Origin of the sequence: Microbacterium dextranolyticum (assembly GCF_016907295.1) — a bacterium.
Classification (GTDB): Bacteria; Actinomycetota; Actinomycetes; order Actinomycetales; family Microbacteriaceae; genus Microbacterium; species Microbacterium dextranolyticum.
Window position 1 is genome coordinate 159365 of record NZ_JAFBBR010000001.1, and the last position, 13840, is coordinate 173204.

Consider the following 13840-nt stretch of genomic DNA (forward strand, 5'->3'; position numbering starts at 1 on the left):
GCGACGTTGCGCTCCCGTCACGGCGGTACGACGAGAAGGTGGCCTCGGCCGGTGCAGCCGATGAGCCTGATGGGTGCGGCGGCAGTGCAGATTCGGGGCCGCGACGACAGCGTCAGCGTTACGGAGCTCTCGTTGCTCACTCTGCCGGCGTTTGACGCCGCGACCCCGTGGCGACGCTTTCGCGCCTATCGCGGTCAGCGTCATTACTCCGGTAGCTACTGGTCGGCGACGATGGAATCGCTGGTGGGGTATGAGTCGAGGCTCGAGCTCGCCAACCTCCTGGGGGAAGACTTCGACCCGTCGACGGTGTGGATCCTCTCGCAGCCGTTCCTTGTCGAAGGGAGGGACGGGAGCCGCAAGCGGCGGCATGTGCCGGACTACCTCGTGGAGCGTACCGGCGGCCGGGCTTGTGTGATCGATGTGAAGCCCGCCGCTCTTCTTAGTGATCCGAAGATCGCGGCCGCGTTGACGTGGTCGGGGCAGTTAGTCGAGTCGATCGGGTGGGACTACGTCGTGCTCAGCGAACCGGAGCCAGTCCGCCTGAGCAACCTCAAGTTTCTCGCGGGCTATCGGCGGGCATTCCAGTTTGCGCCCGTCGAAGTCGAGGCGGTCCGCCTGTCTGTTCAAGAGCCGATGACGTTCGGGCAGGCTTGCCGAGTCGGTGCAGCGCAGCTCGCCGAGCCCGAGTATGCGCGGGGAATCGTCCTTCACCTTCTTTGGGCAGGACGGCTCACGACTGATCTCTCAGCGCCGCTCGCTTCGACAGCGATTGTGGAGCCAGCGTGGTGATGCTGTCCGACGAGCCGACCTTCGATATCCGCGTGGGTGCGAGCTTCAGCTGGGACGGCTCCCTCTGCACGGTCGTCGAGATAGCCGGAAACGCGATTGTCATTCAGGACATCAACCGTCGCCTGCGGCGCCTTCACTATGCGGAACTGCTTCGGCCGCCAAGCGATGGGGGCCGCGCCCGGTTCCCCCGGGATCCTGGTGGCGCTGCGATCGACCCGCTCGCTCTCATTTGGACGCAGCTATCGGCAGCCGAGCAGGAGGATGTGCATCAGCGAGCCGATCACGTACGCGAAGTTCTCACCGGGTACAAGTCCGGCAGTGCCGCACATGCACGCCCAGGCGAGCCGCGGGACGAGTACTCACCCGACAGCGGAAAGATGTCCCGCTACCGTGCCAAAGCGGCCGAGGTGGGCGTTTCAGAGCGCACGATCAGCAACTGGGTGGCTCGATACCTTGAGGCGGACGAACTGGGTCTGATGGACAACCGCCGCGTGAAGCCGACGCGCGGGCTCGGGAACCTCGACCCGCGGTGGGTCGACATGGTGCGCACTATCCAGGCAGAGCAGATTACGGAACCCCGCGTCGCGCGGAAGGTGATCATGCGACGCGTGGCAGCGCGGCTCGAGCGCGAGTACGGGGTCGGCGTGGTGAAGATCCCCTCGAAGTCTGTCCGGTACCGAGCGTTCCGCGACCTCGACTGGGGTCGGAACACGTTCGACGGAAGCACGAAGGCGAAGCGATCGAACGCGAACAAGCCGCAGAGTGCGTTTGGTCGCTTCGCTCCCACTCGGCCAGGTGAGTACGTCCTCATGGATACGACACCGCTGGACGTGTTCGGATTCGATCCCGTGAGCGGCGACTGGGTGAACAGCGAACTCACCGTCGCGATGGATCTCTACGATCGAGCGATCGTCGGTATGAGGCTCACCCCGACCGCTCGCGCTATGGACGTCGCCGGTGTGCTCCTCGAGGCGATGCGTCCGTTCGAGATCCCCGAAAGCTGGGGTAGGACGGCATCATGGCCCTACTCGGGGGTTCCCGACACGCTCATCGTCCGCGAGGACCACATCCAGGTCGCAAGGTTCATCCGAGCCAACCTGCCCGAGACGATCGTCGTCGACCACGGCAAGATCTACCTCTCCGAGCATGTGCTGAGCGTCTGTTCGCGGCTGGGGATCTCGGTACAGCCAGCCCGACTGTACATGCCCACGGACAAGGCCGCGGTGGAGAGGTTCTTCCGCACCGTCAAGGAGCTGCTGAGTCAGCTGCCTGGCTTCAAGGGAGAAGACCTGTTGGCCCGTGGTCTCGACGCTGAATCTGATGCGGTGTACACCATCTCGCAGCTCGAGGAGATCATCCGCGAGTGGATCGCGACCGTTTACCACGTGCGCCCGCACAGCGAACTGGCTGACCCGCTGCTGCCTGGACTGGAGATGAGCCCGCAACAGCGATACGAGCAGGGCGTGGCGACGGCAGGCCACCTCCGACTGCCCCAAGATCGAAACATCGTGCTGGAGATGCTCCCTGTTGTGCACCGAACGATCCAGCGGTACGGAATCGAGAACTGGACGCTGCGCTACAAGGACGACGATGGGGTGCTCCGCAAGTACCGTAACCGGTCGCAATCCCTCTACAACCAGGGGCGAGACTGGCCCTTCTTCGTCAACCCCGACGATGTCCGATACATCTACTTCCACGACCCCGAAGACAGCACATGGCACACCCTGTCCTGGGAGCGAGTCAAAGAGGTCAACACCCCGTTCGGAATCGACGCGCTCGAGTACGCGAAGAAGCTGGCCGCCTCGAACCCGCAGATCCCGGACACCGAAGCAGCTCTGACCGCACTGCTCGCGCGGTGGGGATCCGGCCAACACCTCACCCCGCAGGAGCGCCGTGCCTCCGCACGGCAGGTCGCCGCGCACCGACACGAGACCGAAGCGGCAGCCATGACATCGATCCGCCTGACGCAGGAGCTCATCGCACGAAGCAGCCCCGGCGTGACTCTCCCGAGTGAGGAGCTGGCCGGTCCCCGTGCCGTCTCCCTGTCCTCTCCGGCGCCGTTGGGTGGCGACGACGACGTGGACGACGAACTCGACCCCACCGAGTACGACCCAGACCCGGAGTTCTACGCGACCGCCCTGGAGGATTTGTGATCAAGCCTGACACTGGCCCGTCTACCTACGAGTGGTGGAAGTACCTCGCCGAAAGGCCGAGCCCGGTCCGGCCGGAGCGACTCTCTATGGCGCAGATTCGCGCCCTCGACACCGTCGCGCGCAGGGACTACGGGCGGCAACGCCGGCGATGGCACGAGAGCATCCTGCTGCGCACACCGCAGGTTGTCCGTGCCAATGAGCAACTCGACGATCTGCTTGAAGCCAACGAGGACGCGGTGACCCGCGTTCGGGCCGCTGCGGCCATCGACGCTCCGCCGTCTCTGGGCAAGTCGACCACCGTCGACGCGTACGGACTCAGATACCACCGGGAACAGATCGACCAGCTCGGCGAGTACGTGGATGATAACGACGACATCCTGAGGATCCCCGTGTGCCGAATCACGCTCACCGGCGATGTGACGATCAAGGGGCTTCACCAGCAACTATTCGAGTTCTACGCACACCCGGCGCGGCGGGCGACCACGGGCAGGGTGCTCGCCCGCGATCTTGCCACCATGGCGGGCGACGCAGTCCGACGCCACGAGACGCGGCTGATCATTATCGACGACGTCCACTTCCTCCGCCCGGGCACCGAGAAGGGCGAGCAGGTCGCGAACGAGCTCAAATGGCTCGCTAACGAGTACCCCGCGACCTTTCTGTTCGCCGGTGTCGCTCTGAAGCAGCGAGGGTTGTTCTCCGAAGGCCGCAACGGTGAGTTCGCCGCCTTGGCGCAGACCGGCCGGCGATGGACACTGCTGCAGCTCCACGCGTTTGATCCGCTCACGGTGATCGGCGCACCCGTGTGGCGCGACACGCTGCTCGGGATCGAGCAGCGACTGATGCTTGCGCGGATGCGTCCGGGCACCCTCGCCGACACGCTCAGCGACTACCTCTACATTCGCTCGACAGGCGTCATCGGATCGTTGATGCAACTGATCCGCCTGGGAGCGATACGCGCCATCCGCACCGGGAAGGAGACCCTCGACACGGATCTCCTGGAACAGGTCTCGATCGATGAAGCTGCGGAGATCGCACGTGGCGCTACAGCAATTCTCGTGAACAAAGCACGGCGAGTCGCCCGATCATGACCGAGCTTCGTCGTCTGCCGTTCCGGGTTCGCCCCATGCCAGACGAACCTCTTGACTCCTGGCTGGAAACGATGGCAGCCGCGCACGGCGTCACTTTCGGACAGATGATCGTCGCACTGGGACTATCCGGCCCAGCGGCCGTCGAGCAGGATCAGCACTACTCCGTCGGGCGTCTGAACCGGTGGTCGTTCCACCTCGACGAGGGACCACTCGAGCGCCTCATCCACACGACAGGGTTGTCGGCCGACTGCCTGCAAGCCATGACCAGGTCGGCGTTCGCTTCGACGGTGACCAAGTACACGCTCAAGGGGCGGCTGAGCATCCAATGTCCGACCGCGGGGACGCAAGGGCGCTTCTGCCCGGAATGCCTCCTCGACTCTGGTGGCCGGTGGAGGCTCTCGTGGACGTACGCGTTCGTGTCGATGTGCCCTCGTCACCGGCGCGTGCTCAGCGACATCTGTCCTAGTTGCGGTGAGGCACCGCGCGCACGCCCGCAACCGATGTATCTCGTCCCACGACCGGGATGCTGCCACAACAGGCCACACCGCGCGGCAGATCCGCGTCAACGCTGCGGCGCCGATCTGCGCGACGAGACCGGACGCGTCGAGGCAAGCACGGGGATGCTTGCTGCGCAGCGAGCCCAGTTCGCGACGATCTCTCAAGGCGTCGGTCGATTCGGCATGTACCGCGACAACCCGCAAGCTGCACCGCTCGTTATGGAGGATCTCCGAACCATCGCTCGCATCGCGGTCCGTGCTCTCGTCAATGGCGAGGACATCGATGCTGGAGATATCCCGTCGGCAACCCTCGGTAAGGCACTCGACGAAGACGGCATCCTCCGCAAGGAACGCCCCCGAACCTCGGCGCTGGCAGCGCTCGGAGCCAGTCTCGCCTTCCAGGCGGTGCAGGACCCCGACCGCCTCTTCAAGCTCCTCCACGGCCGTATCCCACCATCAGCGGTGTTCGATCAACACAGCCTCCAGCTGAAGGTCTCGGTTGCCCGATCGCGCGGCCTCAACATGCGCCACCTCACACACATCCAGCACCTTGTTCCCCCTCCACCGTCCGGAGCGAAAGAACGAGCGCGCAAACTTCCCGCACAGATCTGGCCCGAGTGGGCGGCGCAACTTCGGATTCCCAAGACCGATCCCGAGCTCGCAGCCGCCGCCGTCTCCACAGCAGTGATGATCGCAGGCACCCGCCTCAGCCACGTCGAGGCCCTCGAAATGCTTGGATCGCCACTGCCCCGGCACCGCGTCCGGGATACCACCCGGTTGCTGCGCGACACCGACCCCGCCAAGAACCTCTTGCTCCCCATCGCCCGCCTCGCCATCTACCTCGATGCCGAGAACCCCCCAATCGACTACGCGCGCCGACGCGCGCTCGACTACGCATCACTCCTCCCGGCCGTCGACTGGAACGCGATCGCAGCCCGGGTCAACACTCGTCGCGGCGGCGCCCCACGACTGCGACAGATTCGGCTGCTGCTCTACAGCTGGCTCAGCGGGAACCATCCAGACCAGGCCCCGCAGCTCTTCCGGCCGCACTCCGCCGCGGAGGTCACGAACGCCCGAGAGCTGGCAGCCTCCCTCTCGCACGAGTTGGAGCTCGAGCTCCTCAACGTGGCCCGACGCTTCCTCGAGGCGCATCGCATCAACGAACCCGTGCGCTGGAGTCCTCCCCTCGACGTCGCTGACTGGAACCCCACGGTCGACGACGCCGAACGCACAGCAAGGTGGCCCGTCAACCAGCCCGCTCGCGAACACCTCCGCACGACATTCACGTTCAGCGAACTCGTGGACGAATACCGCAGCGGCCGGGCTCTGAAAGACCTCGCCAGCGATTCGGGCGTCGGTCGCTCGGTTATCAGCCGTGTCCTGAAAGAGGCGGGAATCGAACTCCGACCCGCGCACGCCCCACGCCAGGTCGTCGTCGACGACGACCGAATCCGAGTCGACTATCAGAACGGCCGCACGCTCGAGGCGATTGCACGCGAACTTGGATGCAGCGAATCCACCGTTGCCCGGAGACTCCGGCTACTCGACGTGCAACTCCGGGCGCGCGGAGGCCGAACCAAAGACCTCGCCGAAGTGGTGATCTCCGAATGAGTGACAGACCGCGGGACCCGGAATACCGACTCGGTGAAGGAGAAGCCGCGCCGATCGCCCCAGGCGACAAACACGGAGTAGTCGCTGTCGCTCCGAACACAACTGGGGATCATCGTTCGAGTAAGACCGCACCTGTGGTCAAGCCGTGGTCGGCACCCCACCTGGCGCCGCTCTTCATGGAACTCACGTCAGCGAAGACCGCGCCGAGCTGGGCGCGCCGTGCGGTGAAGATCATCCATCGCTACACCCGTGAGCACAGCGAACCGCCGACGTTCCGCGAACTGTTCAGCGAACTCGCCACCCAAGATCCCGACTACGCCGACCATGAGGAGGCGTGGTCGTCACGGGCAGTCCGGAACCTCGTGATGGTGCATTGGCGCAGGCAAGGATGGGTGCGATACCGGACCGAGACCCGCACCCTCCGATCCGGCCCCAACGCGAACCGCGACCTGTTCCCGGCTACCCGTTCGGCTCTTCGGGAGGGAGCGCGTCGAGAAGCTCCTCAAGAACGATGACGAGCTCGTTGTAACCCTGCATGTAGAACAGCGCGTCTGAGCCCGGTGTTTCACCGTCGATGACGCCGGCGAGGACCGTGCGCGCTTCCCGGGTCGCGGCCTGCAGGCGCGTCTCGATGCCCGGGAGGCTGCGGATCCATTCGTCGACGAGGGTGAAGCGGATGGGCGTGAAGTCGTGCGCGTCGACGCCGACGTGGAACTCGTGCCCGTGCGGGCCGTGATCGCGGGCATGCGTGTGACCGTGCAGCAGCGGGACGCCACCGTCGCTGCGTGGGCGGTGGGTCGTGTGCCGGTCGGTGCCGTGCGAGTCGCCGCTGTAGGGGTAGTGGGATGCCAGAATCCGGTACCCGTGGCGTGTGCCCTCAATGACCTCGGGGAGGATGCTCCACCCGGCCGCCTCGTACACCGGCGTGAACCGTTCGATCGCGCGCCTTGACTGTGTCGCCGGCGAGACCCGATCATGGTTGCCGGGCACGAGGAACCGTCGCCCGTTCAGGTGCGCGGTCAGCCCGACGGATTCCTCGATCGGCCCGAGCGCGAGATCACCGAGATGAAGCACAACGTCGTCCGGGCCCACCACATCGTTCCATCGTCGCGCAAGCTCCGCATTCATCTCTTCCACGGTCGCGAACGGACGCTCGGCGAGTTCGCTGATGCGTGCGTGACCGAAATGCTGGTCCGAGGTGACGAAGTCGACCTGGTCGAAGTCGAACCACGGATACTCGCTCACAGCTGCTCTCCACGCTCGCAGTCGAGGCTGCTTCTACAGCTCATCGACGTCGACGCCGAAGCGCGCCGCCACATCCTCGAGCGGTTCACCGCTCATGCCATCCCGCTCACGCACCACCCGCTCGACCTCGCGGTCGTCGATTGCTTCGACCAGCTCCTCGAGTACTCGGTCGATGTCGCCGCCGTTCGCGGCGGCGACTCGCGCCACTTCCCTTGCCGCGTCAGCGAGCGTGTAGAGACGCTCCCAGGGGTGGTCTCCGTGACGGGCGATCGCGACGGTCTCACGAGTGTAGGAGCGGTCGTCCCCGGCGACGAGCCAGCGTTCCTCGCCCTCAGCGGTGATGAAGAAATCGACCACACACTCACCGCACGGCATCTTGTAGACGCCCGGTTCGGTGGGCGCCGCCTCGGTCGCACGCGTGATCATCTCGCGGATGACGCCTTCCCAATCGACCGCCGGTTCATCGTCGCCCATGGTGACCTCCCGAAGTAGAACAGAGAAGTGTCTCACTTCGGCACCGCGGCGTCTAGGGCTCAGCCCCGTCGCGTTCGCGCATCAGTTCGCTTGACCACCGATGGTCTACCCGAGCTGGTGGGCAAGAATCACAGCCTGCACGCGGTCGCGGACGCCGAGCTTGGCGAAGATTCGGTTGATATGCGTCTTCACCGTTGCGGGTGAGAGATGCAGTGCCTGGCTGATCTCGCCGTTGGAGAGGCCGAGCGCGATCGCGTTGAAAACGTCGCGTTCTCGGGGGGACAGAACCGAGAGGCCCTGTCCGCCCGGGACGGGCTGGTCGCGGCCGGTGTAGGCGTCGATGAGCTGCCGTGTGATGCGGGGCGTCACGATGGCATCGCCTCGAGCGACGACGCGTACGGCGTCCACGAGTTCTTGGTGTGTCGCAGTTTTGACGAGGAACGCACTCGCCCCCGCGCGGAGTGCCCCGAAGGCGTACTCGTCCAAGTCGAACGTCGTGAGTACGATCACGCGGCTCCGCAGCCCGCCGTCGACAATTGCGCGGGTGGCGTGGATACCGTCTTGACGCGCTGTGGGTGACGGAACGCCGCACCCGACTGTCGGCCGGCTATCTCGACCGGCGGTTCGCGGAGCTGCGGGACGAGGCCGGCTTGTCAAAGGCCCTGACTCTGCACAGCCTCCGGCATTCGTACGTGACGCACCTGCTCGAGTTCGGCTACGCCGACCGATTCGTCCAGGAGCAGGTCGGGCACATGCATGCTTCGACGACCTCGATCTACGCCTCCGTCAGCTCGGACTTCAAGAACCGGGTACTCGCGGACGCATTGAAGGCCCTCATCGAAGGAGAAGCAGATGACCGTTGAGCTCGAGACCGCATGGAGCCTCCGCAGCGTGATGGCCTCGCGCGGGATCTTCCAGACCTCCAAGCTGAAGCCGTTGCTCGAGGAGCGGGGCGTCGACCTGTCCCGGGAACAGGTGTACCGACTGGTGACGCAAGCACCGCAGCGGGTTCGCATCGACGTGCTCGCCGCGCTGTGCGACGCGTTGGAGTGCTCGCTCGACGACCTCGTGCAGGTCACCCGCCGGGAGGCTGCGGCCCCGGTCGCGGTGGGTGAAGAGGCGACGCGGGGTGCGATCGGCGATCTGCGGCCCGTGCGGGCCACGATCCGTCGCCCGCGCTCGAAGTAGGCCGCGGTGGCGAAGCCTCCGCAGGAGCCCAGGGTTGCTGAGGTCGCCGGGCTCGTCCACGCGATCGCGCCGGAGATCCCGGTGGAGCGCCTTGTTGAGATCGTGGCTGAAGTCGCACCCGTGCCGCTCACCCAACGGCGTCTCGAACTCGCACTCCTCAAACAACCTGGAGTCCTCGAAGGGCGACACCGGAACGTACCGGTGACGGTGCAGGATCTGGCCCACGCTCTCGTGAACGAGGGTGCCGGGCGGGTCGTCTTGCCTACATGCGATTCCTGTGGACGTGCCGTTCGGATGCCTCACAAGACGCAGACCGGCGGTCGCCACTGCTCGCGCTGTGAACGGAATGCCCGATCGGTCGCGTGTGCCAGATGCGGACGAGTTCAGCCCGTGCAGCGCACCGTCGATGGGCAACGGTTCTGCCGGGACTGCTGGCGAGCCGATCCGCGGTCGTTCGGCGACTGCTCGCGATGCGGGCAGAACGCCACGATTATCGTCCGTCGCCCCGCGCTCGTCTGTCTCGCGTGCTACACCGCGCCGGTCAAGATGTGCGAGCTCTGCGGGGAGCCGGGCCGCGTAGCGACGCACCTGGACGGCCGACGGGTCTGCGCCCGCTGCTACTACGCGATGCGACGCCCCCAGCCGTGCCCGGAGTGCGGGCGGAAGGTGTTCCTCACTGGCTTCATGAATGGGCACAAGGTCTGCGCCGAGTGCGCAGGAGCTCCCGTGACGATGGCATGCCCGGGATGCGGGACGATCGAAGAGGTGCGCAAGCACCGGCTATGCGTAGAGTGCCGGCGACCTATCGCCATCCAGCAACTGCTTGCTGACGACAGCGGAGAGATCCGCCCCGAGCTGCACCCGCTCGCGGAGTATCTGGTGACGCACCACGGCAGTGCGATCTCCCTCGAGCGGTGGCTGTACAAGAGCCGCTGTGCGGTCGTCCTCCGTGAGCTCGCCGATGGCACGCTGCCCCTCACCGCGGACGCGATCATGACCAGAGCGCACGCCGGCCAGTCCGTGGCATTCCTGCTCTCGCTCCTCATCCGCTCAGGCGTGCTGCCCGATTTCGACATCCAAGCGGCGAGGTTCGAGCACTGGTTCCAACGGTGGCTTCCGACCGTCCCCCATCCCGAGGACCGGCTCCTCCTACGGCGGTACTGCACCTGGGAGCTGCTGCCGTCGGGCAGATCACTCAGGGGCAGACCAGCTACGGCCGTCCGATCCGGCTCCACCTATCAGAAGGTGCGTGCGGCGCTGAAGCGGTGCGCGGCCCTCCTGCAGCAGATCCGCGCGAGCGGCGAAACGCTGACGACATACCCGCAGCGATCTCTCGACGGCTTCCTCACCGGTTCGCCCTCACAACGGGATGCCCTCGCGCCGTTCACCCGGTGGCTGCGACGGCACCGCCTGAGCCGCCTCCGGGTCGAGTTCCGCAGCCATCGCCTCGAAGGGCGCGACTACGCCGCCGACCATCGGTGGACGATGGCACGCGCGTTCATCACGCGAGACGACATGGATCCCGTGACGCGAGTCAGCGGATTGCTCGTCCTGTTCTACGGGCTCCACCTGACCCGCATCGCAGCGATCACCCGCGCACAAGTCGATACGACCGCGCGCCCCATGACGCTGACGGTCGGAACTGAACCGATCGAGCTGCCCGAAGTCCTCGCCGAAGCAATGGTCCAGCTGCTCGACGGCAACCGCTCCGACACTTGGCTCTTCCCGGGCAGGAACCCGGGCCGACCGATCACCCCCGGGCCGCTCAGCCGTCGACTCCGTCAAGAAGGACTCCTCGCCGGCAGCGCTCGTGTCACCGCGCTGATGGACCTCACCCGACAACTGCATCCTCGAATCGTGTCCGACCTGCTCGGCATCACGGCGTCATCAGCTGCCGCCTGGGCACGCCTCTCCGGGGGCGAATGGTCCGACTATCCCGCGCTGCGCTCAACCTCGACCTGAGCACCAATGGCCTCCCGCTACGCTTGCGCCTCCAGTGGGACTGCCTGAATTATCGGACAGACCCCCGGGCTTGGCTACAGATAGCGGCAGACCTGATCCGAGCTGCACGTGTCGGGCTCGACGTGCTCGGCCTGGTCGCGGAGCCCGGCGAGGGTGTCGCGCAGGTCGTGGAGCTGCCTGAGCTGCTGGTCGATATCGGTGAGGCGTGCGTCGAGGAGGTCGCGGACGTGGCTGCAGGGCGCTTGGCCGTGGTCGCGGATGTGGAGGATCTGCTGGATCTGGGCGAGGGTGAGTCCAGCGGCTTGGCCGCGGTGGATGAAGTCGATTCGGGCGATGGTCTCGGCGGTGTAGTTGCGGTAGCCGCTGGGCGTGCGCCCGGCCGGCGGCAGGAGCCCCTGGTCCTCGTAGAACCGCAACGTCTTCGCCGTGGTGCCGGCCGCGTCGGCGAGCTCTCCGATCCGCATTCCCCGCCCCCCCTTTTCGCTGGTCGCAAATTTCGTGCTTGACCTTCCCCTGTGGTGGAAGGTTCATGATGAGTGTATCAGCGGGATGTTCCAAGATGTCCAGGGAGGAATAAGGATGCCATCGAGGTTTGATCTGGCCGTGATTGGGTCGGGTGGCGCGGCATTCGCCGCGGCGATCCGCGCCACCACACTGGGAAAGTCGGTGGTGATGATCGAGCGCGGCACGTTGGGCGGCACGTGCGTGAACACGGGGTGCGTTCCGTCCAAGGCGCTGCTCGCGGCCGCCGAGGCCCGCCACGTGGCCGCGGATGCGGGCTCCCGGTTCCCGGGGATCGCCGCCACCGCTGGCCCGGTAGACATGCACGGGCTGGTGGGTGGCAAGCAGGACCTGGTCGAGGCGATGCGGAGTGAGAAGTACATCGACGTGGCAGAAGCCTACGGCTGGCCGGTCCGCCAGGGCGAGGCGGCGTTCGCCGGCACGCCGGATGCGTCGGTCCTCGAGGTCACCGCCGCGGACGGCACCGTCGAAACCATCGAGGCCGCCCACTACCTCATCGCCACAGGCTCCCGCCCGTGGGCTCCTGCCATCGAGGGGCTGGACGGCGTCGACTTTCTCACCTCGACGTCGGCGATGGAGCTGTCCGAGGTGCCTGACTCGCTGCTGGTGCTCGGCGGGGGCTATGTGGCGCTGGAGATGGCACAGTTGTTCGCCCGGCTCGGCTCGAAGGTGACTCTGCTGGTGAGGTCCCGGCTGGCGTCGAAGGAGGAGCCGGAAGTCTCCAAGGCGTTGCAGGAAATCTTCGCCGACGAGGGCATCCGAGTGGTCCGCCGCGCCATCCCCACCCGCGTCACCCGCGACCCGGGCACCGGCCAGATCGTCGCCGCGGCCGAGGTCTCGGGCGGCGTGCAGGAGTTCCGTGCCGACGAGATCCTCGTCGCGCTCGGCCGCGCCCCGGTCACCGACGGGCTCAACCTCGAGACCGTGCAAGTGAAGACCGGCGCGGCCGGAGAGGTCGTGGTCACCGACCAGTTGCAGTCCTCCAACCCTCGCGTCTGGGCGGCTGGGGATGTCACCGGGCACCCCGAGTTCGTCTACGTCGCAGCCCGGCACGGCACGTTGGTCGCCGAGAACGCCTTCACTGACGCCAGCACGTCGGTCGACTACACGCGGATGCCGCGGGTCACATTCACGAGCCCTGCCGTCGGCGCGGTCGGGATGACCGAGAAGGAGGTCATCGCGGCCGGGATCCGCTGCGACTGCCGTGTCCTGCCACTGGAGTACGTGCCCCGCGCGCTGGTGAACCGGGACACCCGCGGGTTCATCAAGATGGTCGCCAACGCGGACACCGGCGAGATCCTCGGCCTGACCGCGGTCGCCAAGGACGCCGGCGAACTCGCCGCCGCAGGTGTCCACATCCTCGGCAAGACCATCACCGAGGTCGCCGACGCGTGGGCCCCGTACCTGACCACGGCCGAAGGCATCCGGATCGTAGCCAAGGCCTTCACCACCGATGTGTCGATGCTGTCCTGCTGCGCCTGACCGCGCGCCAGACAGCGGATCCACCCCATCAGAAACTGGAGCCTCGCCCGCTCCTCGATCGGCCCGCCCGGGTCGAATCGATCTCCCCGGCCAGCGGCGACACGATCCGCGTCACCGTCGACTCGACCGCCGGTGTCACTAGCGTGGAACCGGCGACCGCGGTGGTGTCCTTGGTCAGCCCCGAGGCCATGCACTCGATTCGCTCCTCGTTCTGCAACCAGGTCCACTACTTCGCTTCCCGCGAGGACGCCGCCGGATGGCTCACGGAACACCCGATGGCCCAAATCCTCACGGTCGCCGATGCCTTCGAGGTTGGCAGCACCCTGATCACCGAGATGCTCGAGCGCCCCCGGACCGGTGCCGACGAACTGTCTGGAAGCTGCTGCGGTCCCGAGACCTGCTGCTGAGACGGCACCACGAGAGGACAGAACACCAATGCCTCCCAACCAGGACGACCAGCGAGGCGGCCGTGGCCTGCTCCTTGGGGCCGTCGCCGCACTGCTCGTGGTCGGCTGCTGCGCCCTCCTTCCACTTCTCGTCGTCGGAGGCACGATCACAGGGATCGGCACCCTCCTCCGCAACCCGTGGGTGATCACGGGCGGTGCCGCACTCCTGATCCTCGCGGTGGTTGCAAGCATCGTGATGACAGCGCGTGCCAGGCGACACCGCCGCGAAAACGACCCCGACTGCTGCCCGCCCCTTCTCCCGACCATAACGAAGACAGACCCGAGGCGAAGGGAAACCGGAACCAAATGATCATGGCCATTAGACCCCGGCATACGGCCCGCCCGATAGGCCCCTAGCCAGCAGGCAAGTCGCCGATCAACGC

At 66.3% G+C, this 13840-nt stretch carries 14 protein-coding genes; 10 read left to right on the plus strand and 4 right to left on the minus strand.

The features are described from left to right. Positions 1–60: 60 nt before the first annotated feature. The 4 genes from JOE64_RS00630 (at position 61) to JOE64_RS00645 (ending at position 6138) form a co-directional block, all read left to right on the plus strand. Entirely contained in the window at positions 61–789 is a 729-nt protein-coding gene (locus tag JOE64_RS00630) for a TnsA-like heteromeric transposase endonuclease subunit (RefSeq protein ID WP_151487465.1), read from the plus strand. Further along, entirely contained in the window at positions 789–2942 is a 2154-nt protein-coding gene (locus tag JOE64_RS00635; protein WP_239531813.1) for a TnsB C-terminal domain-containing protein, read from the plus strand. Before JOE64_RS00630 ends, JOE64_RS00635 begins: the two co-directional genes overlap by 1 nt. Before the next feature lie 86 nt (positions 2943–3028). Then, positions 3029–4030 (plus strand): ATP-binding protein, encoded by a 1002-nt coding sequence (locus JOE64_RS00640; RefSeq protein WP_204962475.1) that lies wholly within the window; start codon positions 3029–3031, stop codon positions 4028–4030. After that, positions 4027–6138 (plus strand): TniQ family protein, encoded by a 2112-nt coding sequence (locus JOE64_RS00645; protein ID WP_151487468.1) that lies wholly within the window; start codon positions 4027–4029, stop codon positions 6136–6138. Before JOE64_RS00640 ends, JOE64_RS00645 begins: the two co-directional genes overlap by 4 nt. Positions 6139–6597: 459 nt before the next feature. Here JOE64_RS00645 and JOE64_RS00650 read toward each other — a convergent pair whose 3' ends face one another. The 3 genes from JOE64_RS00650 to JOE64_RS00660 form a co-directional block, all read right to left on the minus strand. Then, the gene (locus JOE64_RS00650; RefSeq protein WP_061683262.1) at positions 6598–7383 is read right to left on the minus strand and encodes a hypothetical protein; all 786 of its coding nucleotides are present in this window, start codon (positions 7381–7383) and stop codon (positions 6598–6600) included. Between the two features lie 33 nt (positions 7384–7416). Then, entirely contained in the window at positions 7417–7857 is a 441-nt protein-coding gene (locus JOE64_RS00655; protein WP_151487469.1) for a zinc ABC transporter ATPase, read from the minus strand. A 105-nt stretch (positions 7858–7962) separates the two neighbouring features. Beyond that, positions 7963–8367 (minus strand): response regulator transcription factor, encoded by a 405-nt coding sequence (locus tag JOE64_RS00660; RefSeq protein ID WP_051498749.1) that lies wholly within the window; start codon positions 8365–8367, stop codon positions 7963–7965. Between the two features lie 26 nt (positions 8368–8393). Here JOE64_RS00660 and JOE64_RS00665 point away from each other — a divergent pair, with 26 nt between their 5' ends. The 3 genes from JOE64_RS00665 to JOE64_RS00675 are packed head-to-tail and all read left to right on the plus strand — an operon-like array spanning position 8394 to position 11007. Further along, positions 8394–8720 carry a tyrosine-type recombinase/integrase gene (locus JOE64_RS00665; protein ID WP_275587390.1) on the plus strand — a complete coding sequence of 109 codons (327 nt, stop codon included), beginning with the start codon at positions 8394–8396 and terminating at the stop codon, positions 8718–8720. Next, positions 8710–9045 (plus strand): helix-turn-helix domain-containing protein, encoded by a 336-nt coding sequence (locus tag JOE64_RS00670; RefSeq protein ID WP_060960789.1) that lies wholly within the window; start codon positions 8710–8712, stop codon positions 9043–9045. Before JOE64_RS00665 ends, JOE64_RS00670 begins: the two co-directional genes overlap by 11 nt. A 6-nt stretch (positions 9046–9051) precedes the next feature. Continuing rightward, positions 9052–11007, plus strand: a complete 1956-nt coding sequence (locus tag JOE64_RS00675) for a hypothetical protein (protein ID WP_231735185.1) — start codon at positions 9052–9054, stop codon at positions 11005–11007. Positions 11008–11081: 74 nt separating this feature from the next. On the opposite strand, the gene JOE64_RS00680 is transcribed toward JOE64_RS00675, so the two are convergent. Further along, the gene (locus JOE64_RS00680; RefSeq protein WP_017828519.1) at positions 11082–11471 is read right to left on the minus strand and encodes a heavy metal-responsive transcriptional regulator; all 390 of its coding nucleotides are present in this window, start codon (positions 11469–11471) and stop codon (positions 11082–11084) included. A gap of 115 nt (positions 11472–11586) precedes the next feature. Here JOE64_RS00680 and merA point away from each other — a divergent pair, with 115 nt between their 5' ends. The 3 genes from merA to JOE64_RS14940 are packed head-to-tail and all read left to right on the plus strand — an operon-like array spanning position 11587 to position 13767. Further along, positions 11587–13011: a mercury(II) reductase gene (merA, locus tag JOE64_RS00685; protein WP_036286088.1), complete on the plus strand. Its 1425-nt coding sequence runs from the start codon at positions 11587–11589 to the stop codon at positions 13009–13011. Further along, positions 12921–13418, plus strand: coding sequence for an organomercurial lyase (gene merB / locus JOE64_RS00690; protein WP_025104814.1), 498 nt, complete (start codon positions 12921–12923; stop codon positions 13416–13418). Before merA ends, merB begins: the two co-directional genes overlap by 91 nt. Positions 13419–13446: 28 nt before the next feature. Beyond that, positions 13447–13767: a MerC domain-containing protein gene (locus JOE64_RS14940; RefSeq protein WP_504740180.1), complete on the plus strand. Its 321-nt coding sequence runs from the start codon at positions 13447–13449 to the stop codon at positions 13765–13767. Positions 13768–13840: the final 73 nt, after the last annotated feature.

Excerpts from the sequence above, each read along its gene's own strand:
- JOE64_RS00630 (WP_151487465.1), top strand. The coding sequence starts at position 61 with ATGAGCCTGATGGGTGCGGCGGCAGTGCAGATTCGGGGCCGCGACGAC.
- JOE64_RS00635 (WP_239531813.1), top strand. The coding sequence starts at position 789 with ATGCTGTCCGACGAGCCGACCTTCGATATCCGCGTGGGTGCGAGCTTC.
- JOE64_RS00640 (WP_204962475.1), top strand. The coding sequence starts at position 3,029 with ATGGCGCAGATTCGCGCCCTCGACACCGTCGCGCGCAGGGACTACGGG.
- JOE64_RS00645 (WP_151487468.1), top strand. The coding sequence starts at position 4,027 with ATGACCGAGCTTCGTCGTCTGCCGTTCCGGGTTCGCCCCATGCCAGAC.
- JOE64_RS00655 (WP_151487469.1), bottom strand. The coding sequence starts at position 7,857 with ATGGGCGACGATGAACCGGCGGTCGATTGGGAAGGCGTCATCCGCGAG.
- JOE64_RS00670 (WP_060960789.1), top strand. The coding sequence starts at position 8,710 with ATGACCGTTGAGCTCGAGACCGCATGGAGCCTCCGCAGCGTGATGGCC.
- JOE64_RS00680 (WP_017828519.1), bottom strand. The coding sequence starts at position 11,471 with ATGCGGATCGGAGAGCTCGCCGACGCGGCCGGCACCACGGCGAAGACG.
- merA (WP_036286088.1), top strand. The coding sequence starts at position 11,587 with ATGCCATCGAGGTTTGATCTGGCCGTGATTGGGTCGGGTGGCGCGGCA.
- JOE64_RS14940 (WP_504740180.1), top strand. The coding sequence starts at position 13,447 with ATGCCTCCCAACCAGGACGACCAGCGAGGCGGCCGTGGCCTGCTCCTT.